This window comes from Macrococcus epidermidis, assembly GCF_024205965.1.
In the GTDB taxonomy this organism is placed as follows: Bacteria; Bacillota; Bacilli; order Staphylococcales; family Staphylococcaceae; genus Macrococcoides; species Macrococcoides epidermidis.
Genome location: NZ_CP073819.1, coordinates 862031 through 880340, shown reverse-complemented (window position 1 = coordinate 880340; position 18310 = coordinate 862031). Strand labels below are relative to the sequence as shown.

Sequence of the window (18310 nt, the reverse complement as noted above, 5' to 3'; positions counted from 1 at the left end):
TCCGTATCATTAATAATAATGTTAATGACTGTATTATACGCTTTTAATACATTTTATATTGTAAATCTGCTTATAACAAACTGTATAACTTAATCTCTGGAAACTTATCCAGGAACCAGCGTGTAGCAAATTCGTTTTCAAATAAAAATACTTTATTCCCATATCGATCATCTACTAATATTGAACGACTTCCGTTCATACTATCTTTAATATCTTCTTCATTTTCAATCCAGCGTGCTATTTTACGTCCAACTGGTTCCATAATGACATCAACGTTATATTCATTTTTCATGCGGTGCTCGAATACTTCAAACTGAAGTTGTCCAACTGCTCCAAGTATAATTTGATTCGTATGCAGTGTTCTATAAAGTTGAATCGCACCTTCTTGTACAAGCTGCTCTATTCCTTTATGGAAATGTTTTTGTTTTAATACATTTTTAGGGCTAACTTTCATAAAGATTTCAGGTGTAAACTGAGGTAACTTTTCAAATTTAAATTTTTGATTCCCCCCTACGAGCGTGTCACCAATCTGGAAATTTCCTGAGTCATATAAACCGATAATATCTCCACTTACTGCATGATTCACCGTTTTTGTATCATCAGCCATAAATGATGTGGAACGAGATATTTTCATCTTTTTATCTGTACGTGTTAGTTTCACATCCATACCACGTTCAAATGCACCACTCACGACACGCATAAATGCAATTCTATCACGGTGTAAAGGATTCATATTTGCCTGAATCTTAAAGATAAATCCAGAAAAATCTGTTTCAAATGGAGATACAACTTCTCCTTCTTCTGTTTTACGTCCACTTGGCATCGGTGCATGATCAACATAGGCATTTAAGAAGTTCTGTACACCAAAGTTCGCTAATGCTGAACCAAAGAACACGGGTGTTAAATCTCCTGTTAATAATTTTTCATTATCGAATGTTTCACCTGCACCGTCAACTAACATCAATTCTTCAACTGCCTGTTCGAAAGCAGAATCATTTGAAATAGCATGCTCTTCAACAAGTTCGTAATCTTCATTTAAATGTAAAGTATTCTCTTCATCACGGAAAGGTTCAATCGTTTTCTCTTTGCGGTCAATGATACCGAAGAATGATTGACCCATTCCAATCGGCCAGTTCATAGGATATGTTTCAATTTCTAAAGTCTTTTCAATTTCTTCTAATAATTCAAAGGGTTCTTTACCGACACGATCAAGCTTATTGATAAATGTAAAGATTGGAATACCACGCATCTTACAAACTTTGAATAACTTTAATGTTTGAGGCTCAATACCTTTAGCAACGTCTATTACCATGACCGCACTATCTACTGCCATTAACGTACGATACGTATCTTCTGAGAAATCTTCATGTCCTGGCGTGTCTAAAATATTGATTTTAAAGTTATCATAATCAAACTGCATAACAGAACTTGTTACCGAAATACCACGTTCTTTTTCAACATCCATCCAATCACTCGTTGCAAACTTACCTGTCTTTTTACCTTTAACTGTACCCGCTTCACGAATCGCACCACCGAATAATAACAACTTCTCTGTTAAAGTTGTTTTACCAGCATCCGGGTGAGAGATGATGGCGAACGTTTTTCTTATTTCTACTTCTTGTTTTAATGTCATATTTATACTCCTTATACTTCACTTGTCCACTGGGCGATAGATAAAGCCAGCTGATTTGCTTCTTTTTCGTCTAATATGTTAAATAAATGATGATACAGATGGTCAACTAATGCATCACCATAAATATCATAATCAAATTGAATTGAAAAGAATATATCCGGTACACTTACAAGAATTGTCTCTTCCTTTTTATTCTCATGTATATATACTTTGCATTGTAATGACTCACCATTATTCGTTCTTATTTTCATCCGTTTCTCTCCCATATTTTTCATATGCTGCTTCAAGACCAATTAAATCATCTCTATGCGGCACTTTTTTATAACCTGGCATTATCTGATATGGTTCACGACCTTTAGATGCAAGTACTATCATATCACCAGGTTCGCTCACCGCAATTGCATGACGTATGCCTTCAGCCCGATCTAAAAAAGAAATATATCGATTATGCGTAACACCTTTCTCTAATGCATCTGTTAACTTTTTAGGATTATCATTTGCCGGATTGTCCGGAGTGAATATCACATAATCAGCACGACAGGCAATCGCACCCATTTCAGGCGTCTTTGTTAAATCTCTTTCACCTGCCATACCTACTAGAAAAATAAGCTTTCCTTTCTTAAATGGTTCAACAGCATCAATTAACTTATTCATACCGTCAGGTGTATGTGCATAATCTATAATCAGATCAACCGGTAAATTTCTGTCTAAAACTTCCAGGCGACCTTCTACTGGATTTAAACGTTCAGTAGCCTGTGCTAGTGTCTCAATATCATGCCCTTGTGTCCACATCGCACATAGAGCTGCAAGCATATTATACACATTAAATCGACCAATATAAGGGCAACGAATTAGTGCTTTGCCATCCGGTGTCTGTAAATCAAACTGGATGCCCTCTAAGCTTTCATGTATATTCTCTGCTTTAAAATCACAGTCATTTTCAATTCCATATGTGATTATCTCTCTAGGAGAAGCAATGATAAGTTCAGATAAATAATCATCATCGCCATTGATAATAGCATATTTAGGTTTAGTATAATCATTGCCAAGTTGAGCAAACAATAAAGATTTATGAAATCCGTAACGTTCCATCGTCTGATGAAAATCTAAATGGTCTTGTGTCAGATTAGTGAATATTGCTGCATCAATATCAACACCATTTGTTCTGCCAAGCGCCAGACCATGACTACTCATCTCCATAGACATTGCCTTAGCACCTTTATGATATGCATCCTTAATATGTTGATTTAATGTTATTGTCTCTGGTGTGGAGTTAGAACCTTTAGCGACATCTTCGTTATACTGAAATCCATTTGTTCCTAAATAAGCTGAATTAATTTGTAAGGCTCTATAGATATGATGAATCATCGTGGCAACACTTGTCTTACCATTAGTCCCCGTCACACCATATGTCGTTAATTTCTGACTCGGAAAATCCATGAGAAATTGACCGAAGATATTTGCAACTTTAAGTGTGTCCTTAACAACAACCTGCCCAACATCCTGAGGTAATCCATCAATGAAATGATCAACAACAATCATTCTACAACCTTGTGCAATGACATTCGGAATGAATTTATGACTATCAACGGTATATCCATGACTTGCGACGAATACAGAATCTGCATTTGCCTGTCTTGAATCTACTACAATATTAGTAATTTGTTGAGGAAATTGACCATATATTTTCTTCGCTTTAATCACTTTCAATAGTTCTTTCGTATCCATTCAGTGACCTCCTTTAGTTCAATTCTTAATTATACACTTTTTTAAAACATTCGCCTATACAAGTTAAACATGTTCATTCAAAATAAATAAGCGTATAATAAAAATAAAATTAAGGGAGGTTATTATGTCAAAAGTAATTGTGAGTCAACTTTCAAAATCCTTTAATCATCAAAAAATACTTAATGATATCAGTTTTTCTGTAAATAGTGGTGAACGTATAGCTATAGTAGGCGCTTCTGGATCAGGAAAAACGACACTTATACAATGTATACTTGGTATATTAAAAAGTGATAGCGGTAATGTTACGATAGATGATCATTTTATGCCGCATCTTAATTCATTACGAAATATTGGTTATATGGCTCAGTCTGACGCATTATATGAAGATTTAACTGGTCTAGAAAACCTCAGATTCTTCGGTAAACTCTATCGATTGCATAAAAAAGAATTACAAGCAGCAATTGATAATGTAGCAAAAATTACTGAATTGACTTCACATCTCAATAAGCGGGTAGCTCAGTACTCTGGAGGTATGAAACGCAGATTATCACTTGCAATCAGTTTATTACATCAGCCACAACTTTTAATTTTAGATGAACCAACTGTTGGCGTCGATCCGATATTAAAACGTAAAATATGGCAATCATTGATTGATTTAAATAGAAACGGTACAACAATCATCATTACTACGCATGTAATGGAAGAAGCTGAAGCATGTGATAAATTACTATTGCTGTATAACAGTGAAATGATTGGTTTTGGTACACCTCTTCGTCTTAAATCACATTATCAGGTCGATACAATCGAGGATATATTTATTAAAGTAGGTGAATTGTAGTGAAAATATTAACAATCGCACAACGCATTATCACCCAAATCATTCGTGACAAACGGACATTACTGCTTTTATTTATAGCACCTATTATGTTACTTACTTTACTTCATTATATATTTCAAACAGTTGATGAAGGAGAAGCACGTGTTGGAATATATCATATTCCTGAAGAACTTAACCGACAGTTAATAGAGAATGATATAGAACGCGTCAAAATCAGTTCGACAAAAAATTTAAAAAATACGATTGAAGATAAAAAACTTGATGGCATTATTATTTCTAATAAAAAAGATATTGAAATTTATTATACGAATCTAGATCCAAACAAAAATATAAAGTTAAAATCAGCAATACAAGGATATAAAATTAAAACAAAATTTTCAAAGTCCCAAATTGTTATTGATAATATGCAACAGAAATTTGAAGATATTAATCAGCAGATGGATAAATTAAAAGATCAATTAAAAAAATTAGGTCCTTTATTAGATCGTATTGGCATAGATTTGCCACAAACTAATAACAAAGACAATCAGATAGTTGTTAATGAAGATGTACTTTTCAAGACGCACTACATTTATGGCGATAAAAATAGTAATTACTTTGATATGATCAATCCAGTATTGATTGCTTTCTTTATCTTTTTCTTTACATTCTTAATTTCAGGAATTACATTGTTAAAAGAACGCACGACTGGTACATTAAATAAGTTACTTTCAACACCAATCAAAAGATATGAGATTGTAATAGGATATATGCTAGGTTTCTCTTTGTTTGGCACAATTCAAACTGTTATGCTAGTGCTATATGCAGTATATGTATTAAAAATGGAAGTAGCAGGTTCAATTTGGCTACTCATCATCAGTAACATTATACTTGCATTTGTTGCGCTTAGCTTAGGTTTATTTATCTCAACTTTTACAAAATCAGAATTCCAAATGATACAATTTATTCCACTCATCATTGTACCTCAACTACTGTTTAGTGGTATTATACCTATAGAGAATATGCACAAACCTTTACAAATCATAAGTTATATAATGCCACTTAAGTTTGGTGCAGATAATTTATCACGTATCATGTTAAAAGGACAATGTATTGAAATTATCCCTAATATAATTGTTTTAATTTTTATGTTCATCTTTTTAATGATACTTAACATCGCATTATTAAAACGTTATCGCAACATATAACGTACTATTTAACTTAATAGTATTGTTTTGTAAAGAATCAACAAAATTATTGTAATTTTTATGTAATTTTCAAGAAAAATTACCACATCAATGTGATAATAAGATAGCATTACAATAAATCAAATGAATCGGAGTGTCATTATGCTGATTAAAAATAAAAAAATACTGATTTTGACAGGTTCTTTCGGCAATGGTCATATTTCAGTGACAAATGCACTTGTTAATCAATTTAATAAAATGCACTTACCGAACGTTACTGTAATTGAACATGATTTGTTTCAGGAAGCTCATCCTATCATCAATAGCATCGCTAAAAAATATTATCTTAATAGTTATAAATATTTCAGAAGATCATATGAATATTTCTACTATGCAAGACCAGAGAGAACTGAATCTTGCTTTTATAAATATTATGGATTGAATAAACTTGTCAATCTTATCATTAAAGAAAAGCCGGATTTAATTCTCTTAACGTTCCCTACACCTGTTGTATCCATTTTAAAACGTGATTTCAAAATTCATACACCAGTTTGCACAGTTATTACGGACTACCGTCTACATAAAAACTGGATAACACCTGACTCGGAACAATATTTTGTTGCGACAGAAGATTTGAAGCAAGAGTTAGTTGCAGTAGGTGTTCCTATTACAAATATTACCGTAACTGGCATACCTATCCATGAAAAATTTAATTTTTCCGTAGATAGAGATACATGGTTAACTGAACATGGTCTAGATCCAGAAAAGAAGACATTATTAATGGTAGCAGGTGCATTCGGGGTAATGGATGGTTTCAAAGAAATGCTTACTGCATTAGTTGATAAAAGTAATCACCAGTTTGTTGTTGTGTGTGGAAAGAATCAAACACTCGTAAACAATTTACAACAACATTTTAAAGGTAAAAATGTACTGGTTATGGGTTATACGCAGGAGATGGCTGAATGGATGTCAGCATGTGACCTCATGTTAACGAAGCCTGGTGGTATTACCATTACTGAAAGTTTATGTAAACATATCCCCCTTGTATTCTTTGATCCCGCACCTGGACAAGAAGGGGAAAATGCAGTTTATTTTAGCAATAAAGGCTATGCTCGTATTACCCATTCATATGCTGAGACAATTCATGTCACATTAGATTTATTAAATCATGAACGTGAGCTAGAACGCTTAATTCAAAATATGAAAAAAGATTACATTCCAAATTCTGCACAAAACATTTGTAGTTCTATTATCGAAATATTAAACGAATCACTAATCCACAATGATATTCAATCGAAAGCGAGATTATATGCGAGACTCTTCGCGAAGTAGATTTACAGGCAAAAACTTTTGGTTAATGATTTCGATTTTGTTTTTAATGGAATTTGCACGTGGAATGTATGTTTTGAGCTATCTCCCAGTATTGCCGACAACTAATTCAAAAATTACTGTTGGTATTGTTTCTTTTGCCATCACACTTCACTTTATCAGTGATTCGCTCACAAACTTTGGAATTGGATTTATGTTAAAAAGATTTGGTACGAAGAAAGTTTTAAATTTAGGATTTTTATTAGCATTTTTTGGTTTATCTATAGTGGTATGCTTCAATAACCCGATTGCACTAATTATTGCGGCAATACTGACAGGTATTGCTGTAAGTCCAATTTGGGTCATTATGTTAAGTTCAATTGATGATACAAAACGGTCAAAACAGATGGGATATGTTTATTTTGCATGGTTAGTCGGCATGATGGCTGGAATGATTGTTATGAACTTAATATTTAAAATCCATCCGACAAAATTTACTTTTCTCATGCCAGTATTTGTTTTGATTGCATGGTTGCTTTACTTTTTTGTGCATGTAGAAGTCTCATTTTTTGAGAAGAAGTCTATAAAGACACAATTTGCCCACATTAAACATGTTATGATGCGACACTTAGTATTATTTCCTGGTATTGTTTTACAGGGACTTGCCATAGGTATGCTTGTACCTATATTACCAATATACGCAATTAAACACCTTCATGTAACAACACTTGAATATACCTATCTATTAATTGCAGGAGGTATTGGTTGCACGATATCAATGCTATTTATTTCAAAATTTATGGATGAAGTTTCTAAAATTTATTCTCATATCGTTATATTAACTGGATTTGTCATCTTTGGTGTTGCTATATTTACTATGACGCAAATCAATAACTATTATCTGGTACTTATTGCAGCTGTGCTTATCGGTATCTTTTACGGCTTATTATTACCAGGATGGAATGCATTTATGGCGAGTCAGGTTGAAGCTAAATTGAAAGAGGAATCATGGGGTGTATTTAATTCCCTGCAAGGCATTGGCACCATGCTTGGACCTGTTATAGCAGGCATAATTACTGAAGTATTTCATAATACTAATTTTACTTTATTTACTTCAGCTAGTTTATTTTTAAGTCTTGCCTTATTTTACGGGATTTATTTTTTAAGAATGCATCATCAGAAAAACAGAGCTGATCATTAATGAATCAGCTCTGTTTTAATTTTTATTAGCTTGGTAATTAATTTTTGTATTTCTTAACGAGATCTTCTAAAAACGGAATAAGTTGATCTTTCATTTCTGAACGCATCGCGTATTCCATTGTTGTCTTAACAAATCCAATTTTATCTCCAACATCATAACGTTCACCTTCGAAATCATACGCATATACTTCATCATCTTCATTAACACGAGCAATTGCATCTGTAAGTTGAATTTCTCCACCTGCTCCAATATTCTGTTCTTCAAGATAATTAAATATATCTGGTGTTAAAACATAGCGACCCATAATTGCTAATCTAGAATCTGTCGTTCCTAATTTCGGCTTTTCAATTAAAGTATCGATCTCATATAAACGGCCATCCTGTGATTTGGATTCAATCATACCGTATCGTTCTGTATCTTCATATGAAACAGTTTTAGCACCGATTACTGATTTTTGTTTATCATCATAAACATCCATCAGTTGTTTAATTGCCGGTACTTCACCATCAACGATGTCATCACCGAGTAAGACAGCAAAAGGTTCTTCACCGATAAATTGTTTCGCTGTCCAAATTGCATGACCTAATCCTTGTGGTGATTTTTGTCTCACATAAAAGATATTCGCTAGATTCGTTGAATGCTGTACTTTCTCTAGTAAATCATACTTTCCTTTTTCTTCTAAGTTAAATTCCAGTTCCATTTGGGCATCAAAATGATCTTCAATCGCACGTTTATGCTTACCAGTTACGATAATAATATCTTCAATACCTGCTGCAACTGCTTCTTCAACTATATATTGAATTGTCGGTTTGTCTAAAATCGGTAATATCTCCTTTGGCATTGCTTTAGTAGCAGGTAAAAATCTCGAGCCGATACCAGCAGCTGGAATGACAGCTTTTCTAACTTTTGACATATGAGAAACCATCCTTTACTCAAATTAAATTTTCTATTTTATATTCAATCTATTATAGTTTAACATACTTTAATCAAGGATTAATATTAAGAATTTATAAATAATAAAAGGACAACCAAATAAATGGTTATCTTTCTATTAAGTAATATTATTTCTGATGTTCGTTTACAGATTTAACTGCCTCATGAGTTATGTCCTGACGATGCATATAGATGTTGCGTACAATTGTTTTTATGACTGCATATGTTGGAACAGCAACAAGTATTGCCATAAATCCTCCCAAATTACCAGCTGCTAAAATAACAGTAATAATTGTGAGCGGATGAATATTTAAAGATTTACCCATAATATTCGGTGTAATAACATTTCCTTCTAATTGTTGTGCAACAAACATAATGATGATGACATACACGACCATTACCGGATCTTGTATTAAAGCAATGATTATTGCTGGAATTATTGCAAGGTATGGTCCTAAGAATGGAATTAAATTCGTCACCATACCCCACATCGCTAAAATCAATGCATAGTCTAATCCAATGATTAGATAACCTATCAACAATAAAATACCAAGGATAACACTAACAGTAACTTGACCTTGTATGTAAGATCTTAACGTTTTATCGATATCTTTAAATAAATTAACGACAAATAATTTTCTTCGTCCTGAAAATGGTGCAGCAACAAAAGGAATAAAACGATCATGATCTTTAAGCATATAAATTAAGAAGAAAGGTACTAAAATAATTAGAAATAAAGTCGAAATAAACTGAGTGATAAATGAAAATGCGTTTGAAACAATTTTTCCTGAAAAACTATTTAATTTTTCAATCCCATTATTGATACCATCCTTAACGTTTTCTGGTAGTTTTTCACGTTGATCTAATGCGATATTAACATAAGATTGAAATTCTTTTTGGATTGTTGGAAAATTATCTACAAAATTATTACCCTGTTTCATAATAATTGGTCCAACAAATGATAAAAATAGACCCGTTAATATAACGAGTGTTAACATAATTGTTGTTAAACTCTGCCATCGCTTGAGATGATATCTCTTCTCCAGTTTATCCTGAAATGGAACAGTTACATAGTAAAGAAAACCGCCTAGTAATAAAGGTAAGATAATCGACTTAACAATTACTATTATAGGGTAAAAAATATGATTAATTTCTAAAAAATACTTGATGATTAGAAATGATAATAATAATGCAACCCCAAATCTAAACCACACTTTTTTTGTCATAATGTCCTCCTAGAAATGATATAGTCTATTATACCCAAAAATAATGATATTATTAATTTAAAATAATAATTATATGAAAAGAGTTGATGATGATGAAAAATGGTCTTATAACACCATTTACTATGAATAGTGAACATTTAAATAGAACAGTAAAACTTGGCATATACTTTCCAGAAGATTACTCTCCATTCGTACAACACACATTGTTTATTTGTTTTGATGGACAGGATTTAAGTCAGATAGGAAGAATTCATCGTAAATATGAAACTTTAAAAGATGATTTTGATAACCCTTCAGTATTTCTTTTCGTACATTATAATAATGTTGATGAGAGAAAAGATGAATATCATCCAGAAGGTATTCACCGTGAAAAATTCCAGAAATTTGTGTCTCAAGAATTGCTGGATTACATACAAGACACTTTTAATTTCGTGCATGATAAAAATAATACGATTGTTATCGGAGATAGTTTAGCAGCTAGTATCTCTTTAACACTTGCTATAGAATATTCTGAACTAACTTCAAAATGTTGTCTATTCTCTCCAATGATAACAGATAAAATATTAAATCAAATAAATAATCTTTCCCAAGAAAGAAAAAGCGAATTGAATCTCTATTTAATTGTAGGTAAAGAGGAAGATTATTTTAAACTATTGACTGGAGATTATGCCGATTTTTTAACACCAATTAGACAATTACATCAAGTGCTAATAGATAATAATATTTCACATTATTATGATGAATTGGACGGTGGACACACATGGAAAACATGGCAAAAAGAAATAGAAAAATGTTTAAATTATTACTTAATTTGAAATTCTGATATAATTGAATTATCAGAAAAAAAGGGGGATTCATTATGAAACTAGGCATTGTATTATACCCATCAAAAGCATATCAGGATGAAATCAATCAGTATCGTAAGCGCTATGATTCTCATTATGCGTTAATCACACCACATATTACGATTAAAGAAGCATTTGAGGTAGATGATCATGACATTGACGCTGTTACTGATAAATTAAAAGAGGTAGCAAAAACTATACAACCAGTAGAAATTAACGTAGAAAAAGTATCAGATTTTGCACCTACTCAAAATATCATCTATTTAAAAGTTAATCCAAATGAAAATCTCGTTAAGTTATTCGAATTATTGAATGATGGTTCATTCTATGGTACGAACACATATCCATTCGTGCCACACTTTACAGTTGGACAGGGTTTTTCTTCGCAGGAATTCGAAGACTTAAAAGGTCAATTATCAATGAAAGATGTTACACACTCTGAAGTTATCGATAAGATTAGTTTATGTTATCAATTAGATAATGATACATGGAATGTAAAAGAAACATTTAAATTAGGGGAATAAAAAAAAGCCATTTCGGCTTTTTTTATTTTTATCCAACGATATGATATCCACCATCTACATGAATATTTTCACCAGTAACCCCACTTGATAAGTCAGTTAATAAATATAATGCAGTTTTACCTACTTCAATAGTATCAACATTTCTTCTTAATGGTGCATGCGCTTCAATTTCTTTTAGTATCGTATTAAAGCTACCGACACCTTTGGCACTCAATGTTCTGATTGGTCCCGCAGAAATTGCATTAACTCGAATACCATCTTGTCCTAAATCAGATGCTAAATATTTAACGTTAGCTTCTAACGATGCTTTCGCTACACCCATTACGTTATAGTTAGGAACAGCAAATTCTCCGCCGATATATGTTGTTGTAACGATAGTTCCACCTTCACGCATTAACTTTGAAGCTTCTCTAGCGACAATTGTTAATGAATATGAACTGATGTCCTGAGCCAGCAAAAATCCTTCACGACTCGTATCGATAAAGCGACCACGCAAATCTTCCATATTTGCAAACGCGATAGAATGAAATACACCATCAATTCGTCCGAATTTATCTCCAATTTGTTTAAATGCATTAACAACATCATCATCACTCTGTACATCACATTGTATCATTTCTGCATTCTGATTATTCTTAAAGTTAGGTAGCAACTTCTCTAATTCATTCTTACTTCTTTCTTTACGATACGTAAATACAAGTTTACAGCCAACTTCATCTAAAACTTGTGCGACCCCATATGCAATACTTCTTTTATTCGCTATCCCCATTATCACGTAAACTTTATCCTTAAAATTTAACATCATCGTTCTCCTTTATATGCAACTTCTAGTATCTAGTACTAATTTATTTAACTATAACATAAATCATTACTCAAAAAAAGCGAATCATATCTTTCCTTTAAACAAAAAACAATCTGGCCATGTCTCTATGGGACATGGCCAGATTGTTGATACTTAAAATAATTCTAATTCACGTTTTATTTCATCTACATAGTTTCTTTCACCAGTAACAATTAATCGGTCTTTAAAGTGAAGTTCCGTTTCACCATGTGGCACAATAGAATCATTTCCACGTAATATTCGCACAAAGATAATATCACCTGAAAATGGGAATTCACGTAATTGCATCTCATGATATTTTGTATTTAACATTTCAATTTCATATAATGAAGTTTCAACGTTAGATAAAAGATTTAACATGTTTGGTGATTCGATTAAACCTTTTAATAACGTTTTTGTACTTTGGAATTCACTGAATACTTCAATACCTGCTTCAGTTAACTTATCGTCTTCCTGCAATGTTTCTAAACGGCAGATTACACGTGGTACGCCTTCTTGTTTCGCCATTTCTGCAACACTTCTATTAATTGATTCATCATTCGCCGAACAAACAACAATGTCAAAATCAAACAGACCAGATGCAGATAATGCCTCGTAACTATATTCATCAAGTTCAATTGTTTCCAGATCCTGAATCGTTCTTTTATCGACATTATTCTTTAAGTAGAATAACGTCGGTAAATATAAATCTGATTTAAAGCTTTGCGCGACAGGTATTGATAACTGGTTCTTACCGATAAATGCCACTTTAATCGTTTTTTCTTCAGTAATTGCAACCGGGAAAGTCTTCTTAAATAATATAGGAACAATGACACAAGTGATTACAGCTGCTAATATTAAAGTACCACTTGTAGCACCATCAATTGTACCTAATCGTTCAGCGATTTTTGCCGAAGCGATAACAAGTGATAGCGTTGATGTCAGTAAGAATGAAGACGCAATAACTGTTTTAGTATCATACCACTTTTTTAATATTGCTATCGGAATGACTTTAGTTAAATAGAATGCAATTAATAAGAATGGAATAACAATTAATCCTGAAGGATCTTTAAATAAAGCTGGTATATCTAAATCAACACCTACCATAATAAAGAACATCGGAATAAAGAAGCCATATCCAAAAGAATCTAGTTTATTAACCATATCTTTATCTGGACCTAGAAGACTCACAACACATCCTGCTAAAAAGGCGCCTAATATATTTTCAGCACCTACACCTTCTGCAAGTGCAACGAGCAGAATAATTAAGGCAAATACTGCACGAATTCCAATTTGAGTGGTCCCTGCCATCAGTTTTTCCAGGAATGGCGCTTTTTTGAAATTCTTACCGGTAATATAAAATAATCCGGTAAATACGATTAATATGCCAATTAACCAAATCGGTGAATCGCCTTCAGCATAAAGCGTACCATATAAGGTTAATAATAAAATTGTGGCTAAATCAGCGATTACTGCTACCAACAATATGATTTGTCCAATTGTAGTCTGCATAATATTCATTTCTTTTAAGGTAGGTACTACCACACCTAAAGAAATGGTAGAAATAATAATGACCATCAATAATACATCGTCTATAATACCCGTCCATTTAAATAAATAAGCTGCAATAATCGACAGTATCAAAATGCCGGTAAATATAATTGATGAGATTACAATTGGGTTTGGTTCTTTTTGTTTTGCTTTTTTCTGTTTCGGTGATGATTTAAATGCTTTAAAATCAATTTCTAAACCACTTAAGAACATTAAGAATATAAATCCTAAAGTTGATAACATATTTAACATCGCTGTACGATCTACCCAGTTAAATAGAGACTTTCCTACGATAATACCCATCAATATCTCTGCGACAACTACCGGTAAGAAATTAATACGTAATCGATTTAGTAATATTGGTGTTAAGAAAGCACAAACGACAACAATTACGAGTGATAATAATTCTGCATGATTTCCCATCTTTTCCTCCTAAGTTAAATAACTCATAAAAGTGGTTGCTAATCCGAAATAGATTAACATACTGATAATATCATTGGTAGTAGATATAAATGGACCACTGGCAACAGCAGGATCTATCTTTAATCGATGCATCACTAAAGGAACCATTGCCCCGGCTAATGTAGCTACCGTCATTGCAATCGTTAAACTAAAACAGACAATCAACCCGAGCACTGGTGTTTTATATAATACGCAAATGATAATAAATAACATAACTGAGCAGCTTAACCCGGTAATAAATCCCGATCCCGCTTCTCGCAATGCTAATTTAAACTTACTTTGTTCATCAATCTCGCCTGTTGAAATACCACGAACTACAACGGCTAAGCTTTGTGTACCGGAATTACCTGCCATCCCACCGATAAGCGGAATAAATGCTGCAAGTAAAGCGACCTTACTTAATGTATCTTCAAATTGTCCTAATATTGATGCTGTGATCATTCCCATAACAGTTAATGCCATAAGCCATGGCAGACGTTTACGGGCTGTCGCAAACATAGAATCATCTGTAGAATCAATATCACTTACCCCGGCAAGTTTTGAGTAGTCTTCACTTGCCTCTTCATCAATAACGTCTAAAATATCATCGATAGTAATGATACCAAGCAAATGATTTTGATAATCTACAACAGGAATCGCTAAGAAATCATAGTCTTTCATAATATTAGCGACATCTTCCTGATCATCAGCAACATTCACGCTAATAACTCTCTCATTCATTATGTCTTCGATATATTCATCATTTTCTGCAACGATGAGATCTCTAAGAGAGATTACGCCGACAAGTTGTTTCTTTTCATTCAGCACAAAGATATAGTAAATCGTTTCCGCTTGAGGTGCTTGTTCCTTCAATTGAATCATTGCTTCACGCACAGTGCTTAGTGAAGATACTGAAATAAATTCAGTTGTCATCAAACCACCGGCTGTATCCTCTTCGTAATGTAACAGTGCTTTGATTTCACCTGCTGTCTCTTTTTCCATGAGCAGAAGCAAACTCGCTATCTTCGTCTTTGGTAGCATCTTTAAAATATCAACTGCATTATCGAAAGACATCTCTTCAAACATGCTGCTTGCATAACGTGCGTCCATTTCTTCAAAGATGTGATCATATTCATCATCTTCCATTTCAGTTGTTTCCATAAATTCTGCAACTTCTTTTGGAGATAAATAATGATAAATTTTATCTCGATATTCATCACTGGACTCGGTGAAATACTCACCTTGATCATATGTATGAAGTTCGAGGAATTCTTCTCTAAACTGGTCTATATCACCACTCAACAATAGTTCATCTAATGCTTCTTTGTTATACATTTCTTCTTCTAAAACAACTTCTTCTTCTGACATAATCTCACCTCCAAAATACAATTTATTATAACATATCAAAAAAATGACTTAAATCTTTTGGTAATGATGACTTTATATTTATTTGATTACCGTAAATTGGATGTTTAAATCGGACTTCGTTAGCATGAAGTGCATGTCTATCGATTTTTTTGTCATTCCCATACAATGTGTCACCAATCAGTGAATGTCCTAATGTGTAAAAATGGACACGTATTTGATGTGTTCTACCTGTGTGTAGACGTGCTTTTACCAATGATATATTCATGAATTTATTATATTGAAGTAATTGATATTCAGTTCGAGCATTTTGACCATAGACACTAACCTGCCTGGTGATGATTGAAGTGTCACTTCTTTCAATCGGTATGCAAATATTACCTTTAGGCTTCATTTCACCAAGACATATTAATAAATAATGTTTCTCTATTTCATTCGTCAGCAAATGATGAATCAACTGATGTTTAGCAAATACTACAATACCACTCGTATTTCTATCAAGCCTGCTAACAGGATGAAGCACACTGTTATCAAATTTTTGTTCGAGATATCCATATACTGCTTCTAATAAACTATTATGTGGATGTAATTGAGAAGGTATTGTGTTCATAAAACTAGGTTTATTTACTATGATCATAAAAGAATCATCATATAATATTTCAATTGGAATGTGATTTGTTATTAAGTATGGACTTCTTATTTCCTCAGGAAGTCGCACAGTTAATGTATCATCCTGAGATATATTTGCTCTAACAGTTACAGCATGATTATTTACAAGTAAAGCGCCATTTTGTTTAATGGCGCTTAATGATTTCTTGCTATAACGCTGACTTTGTAAAAATATTTTTACAGTTGTGGCTTCTTTAATCGTGTATCTAATTTGAATCAATCGTTTGCGATAAAAGAATCATGAACTCTTTTCCAGAATGGAAAAGGCCTAAATCTTGCAAAACGAACTTTCTCATCTGCAACACGATATTGTATCGAAGCCACACCTTTATGATCTGCTGTCAGATGATCAAAAGTAAGTTGTAAAGTACTAGGATTAGCTGGAACAACCTTACAAGTATGATGCTTTGGTAATACTAAAGGAGATCCTACTGTACGAAACACCCGATTATTAATCGATGCTATTTCTGTTATTTGCATCGCTTCTAATGAAGGATGGATCAATGCGCCGCCGAGTGCTTTATTATATGCAGTAGATCCACTCGGTGTCGAAATGCATAAACCATCTCCTCTAAAACGTTCAAATTGATCCCCACGGATAAACAAATCAGCTACGAGTGTTGCTCCATTGTGTGTTTTCACTGTTGCTTCATTAAGGGCTAAATATCTTGAAGGTCTTCCTTCCTCATATCTAACAATAACTTCAACTAAAGGGTATTCTATGACTTGAAAAGAATCATTATTTATAGCAAGAATTAATTTTTCAACTTCGTGCGGTAGCCAGTCTGCATAAAAACCAAGATGTCCTGTATGTATTCCAACAAAACTTGTTTCACTCAATCGGTGACTATATGTATGAAAGGCTTGTAATAATGTACCATCCCCACCTACAGAAATAACGATTTCGGGTGTTTCAACATCTTCAGTCATATTAAAATCTTTCATAAATCCTATCATTTTCTGTTTTAAAGCATTGCTTTTTGAATCACCTTTAGACAATATATTAAAGCGCATTCTCTCACCCTCTTAGTCTCTAATCTCACTACGTTGTTCTGAGTAAAACTTTTGAGCTTCTTTTATTTCTTCTCGAATTTCAGACATTTCTTCATCTAATAGATATGCTGCTTCTGCTGCACGCTCTAAACGATTTTGAATTTCTGGTGGATAGTCTCCTGCATATTTATATCGTAATGTATGCTCAATAGTTGCCCAGAAGTTCATCGCTAACGTTCTTATTTGTATTTCTGCCAGTATAAATTTTTGACCTGTTAATGTTTCAATTGGATATTTAATAATGACATGGTATGAGCGATAACCACTTTCTTTTGTGTCTTTAATATAATCTCGTTCTTCAACTACTTCAAAATCATGTCTATTTCGCAACATCTGTACAACAACATCTATATCATCTACGAATTGACACATCAGTCTAAGACCAGCAATATCGTACATTTCTTCACTTAAACGATCAAACGGAATACCTCGTGTATTTGCTTTCTCAATGATACTTGGTATCGGTTTAACTCTGCCGGTTACAAATTCTATCGGAGATGATTTACCTTCTGATTGAAATTGTTTACGGATACCCTTTAATTTAATTTTAAGTTCGTCGATTGCTTGTTTGTATGGTGATAAAAATAAATCCCATTGGTTCATAACAACACCTCATTCTATAGCTCAAATACCTCTTCAACACGTTCTACAAAAGGTTTACCATAATTAAAATTTCCTTGAATATTTTCAATGAGTTCATCAAATTCTTCTTTAAAATTAATCAGTTCAATTGTACCGTATAAAAACCACGGATATGATTCATAAGCTTTCATCATATGCCAGGTCTCTTCAACAAATCGTAAATTAGCGAAGCTCTCGCCACCATCTAATAAATAAACAAATTGAAAATTATCACTATCTACCACCATTGTACCTGTGGCTGTTGCTTCAATTGGTGATTCTTCTGTAAATATCATCACTTTATTTTCTTCTAATTTAATTTCATTGACATGTAAATTCATTTTTGTGTCATCTCCTTAACATGAATATTTTAACATAATTATTGTAA

The 18310-nt window shown here is 32.9% G+C and carries 18 protein-coding genes; 6 read left to right on the top strand and 12 right to left on the bottom strand.

Annotated elements, in window-relative coordinates:
- Positions 1-70: 70 nt before the first annotated feature.
- Genes KFV12_RS04715 through KFV12_RS04705 form a run of 3 tightly spaced genes read right to left on the bottom strand, consistent with a single transcriptional unit; the run spans position 71 to position 3361 of the window.
- Entirely contained in the window at positions 71-1633 is a 1563-nt protein-coding gene (locus KFV12_RS04715; RefSeq protein WP_111714408.1) for a peptide chain release factor 3, read from the bottom strand.
- An 11-nt stretch (positions 1634-1644) separates the two neighbouring features.
- Positions 1645-1884, bottom strand: coding sequence for a YueH family protein (locus KFV12_RS04710; protein ID WP_096076963.1), 240 nt, complete (start codon positions 1882-1884; stop codon positions 1645-1647).
- Positions 1865-3361: a UDP-N-acetylmuramoyl-L-alanyl-D-glutamate--L-lysine ligase gene (locus tag KFV12_RS04705; RefSeq protein ID WP_254257419.1), complete on the bottom strand. Its 1497-nt coding sequence runs from the start codon at positions 3359-3361 to the stop codon at positions 1865-1867. Before KFV12_RS04705 ends, KFV12_RS04710 begins: the two co-directional genes overlap by 20 nt.
- 124 nt (positions 3362-3485) lie before the next feature.
- On the opposite strand from KFV12_RS04705, the gene KFV12_RS04700 reads away from it, so the two are divergent.
- From KFV12_RS04700 to ltaA, 4 genes are all read left to right on the top strand, one after another.
- Positions 3486-4199 (top strand): ABC transporter ATP-binding protein, encoded by a 714-nt coding sequence (locus KFV12_RS04700; RefSeq protein WP_239242267.1) that lies wholly within the window; start codon positions 3486-3488, stop codon positions 4197-4199.
- Positions 4199-5386, top strand: a complete 1188-nt coding sequence (locus tag KFV12_RS04695; protein ID WP_254257418.1) for an ABC transporter permease — start codon at positions 4199-4201, stop codon at positions 5384-5386. Before KFV12_RS04700 ends, KFV12_RS04695 begins: the two co-directional genes overlap by 1 nt.
- 141 nt (positions 5387-5527) lie before the next feature.
- On the top strand, positions 5528-6697 hold the full coding sequence (locus tag KFV12_RS04690) for a diglucosyl diacylglycerol synthase (protein WP_254257417.1): 1170 nt from the start codon (positions 5528-5530) through the stop codon (positions 6695-6697).
- Positions 6675-7874, top strand: a complete 1200-nt coding sequence (gene ltaA, locus KFV12_RS04685) for a lipoteichoic acid biosynthesis MFS flippase LtaA (protein ID WP_111714403.1) — start codon at positions 6675-6677, stop codon at positions 7872-7874. The genes KFV12_RS04690 and ltaA overlap by 23 nt, the downstream gene beginning before the upstream one ends.
- A gap of 37 nt (positions 7875-7911) precedes the next feature.
- Here ltaA and galU read toward each other — a convergent pair whose 3' ends face one another.
- Positions 7912-8787: a UTP--glucose-1-phosphate uridylyltransferase GalU gene (gene galU / locus KFV12_RS04680; RefSeq protein WP_111714402.1), complete on the bottom strand. Its 876-nt coding sequence runs from the start codon at positions 8785-8787 to the stop codon at positions 7912-7914.
- 148 nt (positions 8788-8935) lie between these two features.
- A complete protein-coding gene (locus tag KFV12_RS04675; RefSeq protein WP_254257416.1) occupies positions 8936-10033 on the bottom strand; it encodes an AI-2E family transporter in 1098 nt (365 codons plus the stop codon).
- 92 nt (positions 10034-10125) lie between these two features.
- Here KFV12_RS04675 and KFV12_RS04670 point away from each other — a divergent pair, with 92 nt between their 5' ends.
- Complete coding sequence (locus tag KFV12_RS04670) at positions 10126-10848, top strand: alpha/beta hydrolase (RefSeq protein WP_170122430.1); 723 nt, start codon at positions 10126-10128, stop codon at positions 10846-10848.
- Positions 10849-10892: 44 nt separating this feature from the next.
- Positions 10893-11402 carry a YjcG family protein gene (locus KFV12_RS04665; RefSeq protein WP_111714399.1) on the top strand — a complete coding sequence of 170 codons (510 nt, stop codon included), beginning with the start codon at positions 10893-10895 and terminating at the stop codon, positions 11400-11402.
- Between the two features lie 28 nt (positions 11403-11430).
- Here the strand turns inward: KFV12_RS04665 and fabI are convergent, their stop codons facing one another.
- The 7 genes from fabI to KFV12_RS04630 form a co-directional block, all read right to left on the bottom strand.
- On the bottom strand, positions 11431-12204 hold the full coding sequence (gene fabI / locus KFV12_RS04660) for an enoyl-ACP reductase FabI (RefSeq protein WP_111714398.1): 774 nt from the start codon (positions 12202-12204) through the stop codon (positions 11431-11433).
- 153 nt (positions 12205-12357) lie between these two features.
- On the bottom strand, positions 12358-14196 hold the full coding sequence (locus KFV12_RS04655) for a monovalent cation:proton antiporter family protein (protein WP_254257415.1): 1839 nt from the start codon (positions 14194-14196) through the stop codon (positions 12358-12360).
- Between the two features lie 9 nt (positions 14197-14205).
- Entirely contained in the window at positions 14206-15582 is a 1377-nt protein-coding gene (gene mgtE / locus KFV12_RS04650) for a magnesium transporter (RefSeq protein WP_239242274.1), read from the bottom strand.
- Between the two features lie 25 nt (positions 15583-15607).
- Entirely contained in the window at positions 15608-16468 is an 861-nt protein-coding gene (locus tag KFV12_RS04645; protein WP_254257414.1) for an RluA family pseudouridine synthase, read from the bottom strand.
- Positions 16465-17262 (bottom strand): NAD kinase, encoded by a 798-nt coding sequence (locus KFV12_RS04640; RefSeq protein ID WP_254257413.1) that lies wholly within the window; start codon positions 17260-17262, stop codon positions 16465-16467. The genes KFV12_RS04645 and KFV12_RS04640 overlap by 4 nt, the downstream gene beginning before the upstream one ends.
- Before the next feature lie 12 nt (positions 17263-17274).
- Positions 17275-17904, bottom strand: coding sequence for a GTP diphosphokinase (yjbM, locus tag KFV12_RS04635; protein ID WP_111714394.1), 630 nt, complete (start codon positions 17902-17904; stop codon positions 17275-17277).
- Between the two features lie 14 nt (positions 17905-17918).
- Positions 17919-18263 (bottom strand): UPF0738 family protein, encoded by a 345-nt coding sequence (locus tag KFV12_RS04630; protein WP_111714393.1) that lies wholly within the window; start codon positions 18261-18263, stop codon positions 17919-17921.
- Positions 18264-18310 lie beyond the last annotated feature (47 nt).